We start from the raw sequence: 6,000 nt of genomic DNA, 5'->3' as shown, positions 1-6,000 counted from the left end.
CTTTTGAGGAATTAAAGCCAGATCTTTGGTTTACCAATATCCGCAAAGGGCAAACACAGTTTCGCGATCAATTGGATGTGCTCAGTTTGAGTCCACAAGGGATCTTAAAGGTGAGTCCATTTTTTCACTGGACTGATGATGAACTGGAAGCCTATGCCCAAAAAGCACGGTTTGAAACTCAATTTGGATTATCAAGATCCAATCAAAGCCTTGTCCAAAAGAGAATGTGGAATTCACTTTTCAAATTAATGCGCCCTGTTGTATTTTTAAGGGAGTGAAAAAAATTCCAACTCAACAAGACCTTCAAGCGGCCGTTGATACGGTAAGGCCTATCGTTCATAGAACAGCAGTTCTGCAGTCGCGCATGCTCAATGATATCTCAGGAGCTGACATCTACTTTAAATGTGAGAACTTTCAACGTATGGGCGCTTTTAAAATGCGCGGTGCTGTCAATGCAATCGCACAGCTCACTGAGGCTGAGCGTTCCAAAGGGGTAGTCACCCATTCCAGCGGAAACTTTGCACAGGCTGTTTCCTTGGCTGCGGCAGAATTAGGTGTACCCGCATATATTGTAATGCCCAGCTCTGCGCCAGAAGTCAAGAAAACTGCGGTTATCGGTTATGGCGGAAAAGTTTCTGTTTCTGAGCCTACATTGGAGGCCCGTGAAGCTATGGCTGCAAAGATTCAAGCAGAAACAGGTGCTACTTTTCTGCATCCTTCCAACGATATTCCGGTCATTTTGGGTCAGGGAACTGCAGCTGTTGAACTCTTGGAAGATCATCCGGATTTAGAAGTATTGCTTACACCTGTTGGTGGCGGCGGATTGTTAGCAGGAACGGCCTTAGCCGGACATTATTTTGGTTCCAACTGCAAAATTTTTGCGGGAGAACCTATGAACGCAGATGACGCCTACAGATCTTTAAGAAGCGGAAAAATAGAAACTAATGAATCCACCAATACAGTTGCTGATGGACTTCGCACCCAATTGGGTGACAATAACTTTCCAATTATTCAAGAGCTGGTCAGAGACATCATTCGAGTGGAAGAAGAAGAGATTATAGCCGCTATGCGACTCATTTGGGAGCGGATGAAAATAATCATTGAGCCCTCTTGCGCGGTGCCTTTTGCGGCAGTCTTAAAAGAGCCAGATTTATTTGCTGGAAAGAAGATCGGAATTGTGCTTTCCGGCGGAAATGTGGATCTGGGCAATCTCCCTTTTTAATCTGTAAGGATTTTAGTTACTTTTAAGCCCATGAAGAAGTGGCTTGCTGTCTTTATTTGCTGTTTGACTTTTGCGTTATATGGGCAGAACACCACTGACGACTCTGTTTTTCTAGAGGCGAATTATTTCTACGGAAGCATTGTAGAGCACAATAAGGATGTAGCGCATTTGATCACTGGCCATCCTGAAGGAATCATCTTAAGCTATAACAAACGCAGTTTTGGTGAAAAGCCGTGGCAAGCGCTTTACAATTATCCCGACTTTGGTTTTTCCTTTATTTATCAAGACCCCAAAGAGCCGGCCCTAGGTCAAACTTATGGACTCTACGCCCATTATTCCTTTTATTTTATAAAACGGATGTTTCGATTCAAGATCGGACAGGGTATGGCCTACGCTACGAACCCCTACGATTTGGAAACCAATTTTAAGAACAACGCATACGGTTCCCGACTTTTGAGTTCCACTTTTGTACAGGGCGATTTTATTTTACCCAGACTCTACAAAGGTTTAGGGCTGCACCTTGGAGGATCTTTGGTGCATTACTCCAACGCTAACTTTAGGGCGCCCAACACCAGTACTAATACCCTCGCAGTTCACTTAGGTTTAAACTATGATTTGGATTATGAATCTTCCTTTGAGTATCAGAATGAAGATTTGACCAATGAATATAAAGAGCCCTGGCATTTCAATGCTGTGCTGCGTTTTGGGCTCAATGAAAGTGATTATGTCAACTTAGGTCAGCACCCCTTTTTGGTGGTTTCTGCTTTTGCAGATAAACGTTTAAACAGGCGCAGTTCCATACTTGGTGGTTTAGACTTTTTTATGTCTCGTTTCTTGAAGGAAGAAATTGAGTTCAGGGCTGTCGCCTTTCCACGAGATGGCATTCAAGGTGATGAGGACTGGAAGCGCGCTGGAGTATTTGTGGGCCACGAGCTGCATTTTGGGCAGTTGTCTTTCCTAACCCACGTGGGTTATTATTTTTATTATCCCTACGATTTTGAAGGTCAATTCTACCAACGTGTGGGCTTAAAACATAAGATCAATGAACATTTTCACGGCTCCTTGGCCTTAAAACTTCACGGGGCTAAAGCAGAGGCTTTGGCTTTTGGAATAGGATATCGATTCAATTAATATGAAACAACTCATTCTTCTCATATTATCCGTTTTACTACTTTCTGGTTGCAGCAGCAGCGATGCTCCAGACTGTATCCAAGCAGCGGGAGATTTAGTGACCAAGGAATTCGATATTTCAGACTTTCAACGCATTCGTATTGAAGACGGAGTGCGCCTGGTTATTCGCCAATCAGACACTTATCAGGTTGTCTTGGAAAGTGGAGAATTCATCATAGATGATATCAGCGTAAGAAAAGAAGATGATTTGCTGGTAGTTGCCAACGACAACCGATGCAATTTTGTGCGCGAATACGGCTTGACGACCGTCTACGTGGACGCCCCGGATTTAGTGCAGATCAGAAACAGCTCACGCTTTGAAGTGCGCAGTGAAGGCGTATTGCAATACCCGAGTCTAACGCTACTCAGCAATACGTCGGGAGAAGGTAGTTCTGGCAGAAAGAGCGGTGACTTCTTTTTGGATGTTGAAGTCAATAATTTGCGAGTAAATGCCAACGGTATTAGTGTGTTTTATATTTCTGGAACTGCTAACAATGCCTTTGTACAATTCAGTGACGAGCAACCCCGACTGGAAGGGAGAGATTTGATTATACAAGATCTGGAAATCGTTCAAGTAAGCGCCAATAAAATGATCGTGAATCCACAGCAATCTATAATCGGTGTGATCCGAGGCACGGGTGATGTCATTTCTGTAAATACCCCACCCCTTGTCGAGGTAGAAGAATTATTTACTGGAACATTGATTTTTGAAGACTAAAACCAAGCAGTACTGCATTTGCGTATACTAATTATGAACCCGCGATTTCTTCTCTTCTTCCTCTTTGTTCTGTTTGCATGTGCTGCAGACAGTCTGGCGCAAGAAAAAGAGGAGCAAAAGCCTTTTTCGCTGCAGTTCGACTATTTCTACGGAACGATCATGGAGCACAATCCAGATCTGAGTCATTTGATAACGGATCATCCGGAAGGCTTTGTTTTGAGTTACAATAGAAAAACCTATGGTTTTAATGCGTGGGAACGGCGTTATAATTACCCGGATTGGGGGTTCACCTTTACCTACCAGAACTTTAAGAATCAGGCTTTGGGTGAGAATTATGGGCTGTATGGTCACTTCAATTTCTATTTCCTAAAACGTTCTTTGGTGCTTCGGATAGGACAGGGAATTGCCTACGCCAGCAATCCTTATGATCGGGATGAGAACTTTCTCAACAATGCCTATGGAACGCATTTATTGAGTTCTACCATGCTCAAATTTGATTACGTAAAAGAGCGACTTTGGCGTGGTTTGGGCCTCCAAGCTGGTTTTACAGTAATACATTATTCCAACGCCAATTTAAAAGCCCCCAACAACAGCACCAATACCTTTGCCTTCAGTGCAGGTTTGAATTATCAGTTTGATCACGATAATTTTCCGGACTATGTTCCTTTTGAAGGTAAAACGCCCTATAGCGAGCCGCTACATTTCAATTTGGTGCTCCGTGGTGGTGTCAATGAAAGCGACATTGTAGGCCAGGGGCAGTTTCCCTTTTATGTGGTCTCTGCTTTTGCAGACAAGCGAATCAATCACAAATCGACGCTCCAGGCAGGAGTTGATCTTTTCTTTGCTGAATTTTTAAAAGAGTTGATCTATTTCCGTTCAGTGGCCTTCCCTGAAGAAAATGTCACGGGAGACGAAGACTGGAAACGCGTCGGTATTTTTATAGGTCATGAATTGCGGTTTAACAGAGTGGCCTTTGTATCGCAATTGGGCTATTATGTGTATTATCCTTATGATTTTGAAGGGCAATTGTACAATCGTCTGGGTTTAAAAAGGTATTTCGGTAAGAACGACAGAGTTTTTGCAGGTGTCACAGTGAAAGCTCATGGAGCTAAAGCAGAAGCCGTGGAATTTGCGGTGGGAATTAGATTTAACAAGCTGTAAGATGAGAATTTGGACTTTACTTCTTCTGTTGACGCTGCTGTCTTGTAACAGCGAAAATGCTTTTGATTGCTTCCAAACTAATGGGGATCGGATAGAGGTCAACTATGAGGTTGCAGCTTTTGATCGCATTCGCGTTCGGGAGCGTATTGAACTTGTGCTTAAACAGGGTGATCGTCATGAAGTTCGTATAGTTGCTGGCTCCAATCTTCTTCCAGACATCTCTGCAATAGTAGAGGACGGTGAGCTTATTTTGCGCGACGCCAACGCCTGTAATCTGACTCGAGATTACCAACCCACTATTGCCTATGTGACCAGTCCTAATATAACCGTGGTGAGTAATCAATCGGGGCGAACGGTTCGTAGCGATGGCATCTTGCAATACCCGGAACTCAGCTTGAAATCAGAAGATTTTACAGAGAATGATCGTATTAATGTCGATGGAGATTTTGATATGGATCTAGAGGTTGAAGAACTTAGGATCTTGACCAACAATCTGTCCAATTTCTTTTTGAGGGGAAGTGCAACGGATGCTTATATTCAGATATTTAGTGGAGATTGTCGCATTGAAGCCCAGGAACTCATTGTGCAGAATCTAGAAGTTTTCCACCGTGGGACGAATCAGATGTTTGTAAATCCGCAGCAACAAATCAGCGGAGAGATTCGCAGTGTGGGAGACGTGATATGTTCCAATACACCGCCTGTTGTTGATGTGACTGAGTTCTATACGGGCCGTCTTATTTTCCTGGATTAGTCAACTCTCTAAATAGACTTTCCAAGTTTTTGTTCTTCTGATTCAGCTGAAGAATCTTAAGGCCATTATCGTGAGCGAAATCAAAAACCGTAGAACGCATATCCTCTTTGGTGTCAAAATGGATCAAATACGTAAACTCATGAACGTTTTCCACCTTGCTTACTTTAGGCAAACGGTTTAAAGCGACCTCCTCAACTCTAAAGTCAAAAGCCACTTCAACAATTTGTTGTTGATCACCTTTGAGTTCACTGAGCTTGTGATCGGCAACGATCTGTCCTTTGTCAATCACGATAACGCGGTCACAAAGCGCTTCAACTTCCTGCATGATGTGTGTAGATAAAAAGATCGTTTTAGAGCTTGCTGCATTTCTTATGAGTTCTCTGATCTCCAAAATTTGATTGGGGTCCAACCCTGTGGTAGGTTCATCTAGGATCAAAACTTCAGGGTCGTGGAGCAGGGCTGCTGCCAATCCAACACGCTGTCGGTATCCCTTACTCAAGCTGCCAATGCGTTTATGAGCTTCCGGGCTAAGACCGGTTTGCTCAATAACTTCCGCGATTCTGTTCTTTGGACTCTTATACAATTGCGCGTGTTGGCTCAAATATTCTTTGACGTACATTTCCAGATACAGCGGATTGTGCTCAGGCAAGTATCCAACACTCTGGCGCACCGCCATTGGGTTGTCCAAGACCGCCTGTCCGTTTACGCTAGCGCTCCCCGAGCTCGGCTCCAAATAGGTGGTTAAAATTTTCATCAAAGTTGATTTTCCTGCACCGTTAGGTCCCAGGAAACCAACAATCTCTCCTTTATCCACAGAAAAACTAACGCCGTCTAAGGCCTTTTGGGTTCCGTAGAATTTGGTAAGATCTGTGACTGCAATTGACATATTTATCGTTTGTGTAAAGCTAGGAATTATAAAAATCTCAAAAAAATTTTGCTGCATAAGCTGCATTGGCTACTTTAGCACTTCAATAACAG

Annotated in this window: 6 protein-coding genes and 1 pseudogene; 6 read left to right on the top strand and 1 reads right to left on the bottom strand. The window is 43.4% G+C overall.

Going from position 1 to position 6,000, the window contains the following annotated elements:
- The 6 genes and pseudogenes from ACSLP7_RS11055 to ACSLP7_RS11030 all read left to right on the top strand — a co-directional run.
- Nucleotides 1-278: pseudogene (locus ACSLP7_RS11055) on the top strand (hypothetical protein); the annotation flags it as partial.
- On the top strand, nt 275-1,222 hold the full coding sequence (locus tag ACSLP7_RS11050; protein WP_435579354.1) for a pyridoxal-phosphate dependent enzyme: 948 nt from the start codon (nt 275-277) through the stop codon (nt 1,220-1,222). The pseudogene ACSLP7_RS11055 and the gene ACSLP7_RS11050, both read left to right, overlap by 4 nt.
- Nucleotides 1,223-1,252: 30 nt before the next feature.
- Complete coding sequence (locus ACSLP7_RS11045) at nt 1,253-2,353, top strand: acyloxyacyl hydrolase (RefSeq protein WP_435579353.1); 1,101 nt, start codon at nt 1,253-1,255, stop codon at nt 2,351-2,353.
- Nucleotide 2,354: 1 nt separating this feature from the next.
- Nucleotides 2,355-3,110 carry a head GIN domain-containing protein gene (locus tag ACSLP7_RS11040; protein WP_435579352.1) on the top strand — a complete coding sequence of 252 codons (756 nt, stop codon included), beginning with the start codon at nt 2,355-2,357 and terminating at the stop codon, nt 3,108-3,110.
- Nucleotides 3,111-3,143: 33 nt separating this feature from the next.
- Nucleotides 3,144-4,271 carry an acyloxyacyl hydrolase gene (locus ACSLP7_RS11035; RefSeq protein WP_435579351.1) on the top strand — a complete coding sequence of 376 codons (1,128 nt, stop codon included), beginning with the start codon at nt 3,144-3,146 and terminating at the stop codon, nt 4,269-4,271.
- A 1-nt stretch (nt 4,272) separates the two neighbouring features.
- Nucleotides 4,273-5,022, top strand: a complete 750-nt coding sequence (locus ACSLP7_RS11030) for a head GIN domain-containing protein (RefSeq protein ID WP_435579350.1) — start codon at nt 4,273-4,275, stop codon at nt 5,020-5,022.
- Here the strand turns inward: ACSLP7_RS11030 and gldA are convergent.
- Nucleotides 5,006-5,908, bottom strand: a complete 903-nt coding sequence (gene gldA, locus ACSLP7_RS11025) for a gliding motility-associated ABC transporter ATP-binding subunit GldA (protein WP_435579349.1) — start codon at nt 5,906-5,908, stop codon at nt 5,006-5,008. The genes ACSLP7_RS11030 and gldA overlap by 17 nt on opposite strands.
- Nucleotides 5,909-6,000: the final 92 nt, after the last annotated feature.

Source organism: Gilvibacter sp. (genome assembly GCF_965601605.1).
Taxonomy (GTDB): Bacteria; Bacteroidota; Bacteroidia; order Flavobacteriales; family Flavobacteriaceae; genus Gilvibacter.
Note: the sequence above shows the minus strand (reverse complement) of the source record. Positions and strands in the feature narration are given on the sequence as shown.

Excerpts from the sequence above, each read along its gene's own strand:
- ACSLP7_RS11045 (WP_435579353.1), top strand. The coding sequence starts at position 1,253 with ATGAAGAAGTGGCTTGCTGTCTTTATTTGCTGTTTGACTTTTGCGTTA.
- ACSLP7_RS11040 (WP_435579352.1), top strand. The coding sequence starts at position 2,355 with ATGAAACAACTCATTCTTCTCATATTATCCGTTTTACTACTTTCTGGT.
- ACSLP7_RS11035 (WP_435579351.1), top strand. The coding sequence starts at position 3,144 with ATGAACCCGCGATTTCTTCTCTTCTTCCTCTTTGTTCTGTTTGCATGT.
- ACSLP7_RS11030 (WP_435579350.1), top strand. The coding sequence starts at position 4,273 with ATGAGAATTTGGACTTTACTTCTTCTGTTGACGCTGCTGTCTTGTAAC.
- gldA (WP_435579349.1), bottom strand. The coding sequence starts at position 5,908 with ATGTCAATTGCAGTCACAGATCTTACCAAATTCTACGGAACCCAAAAG.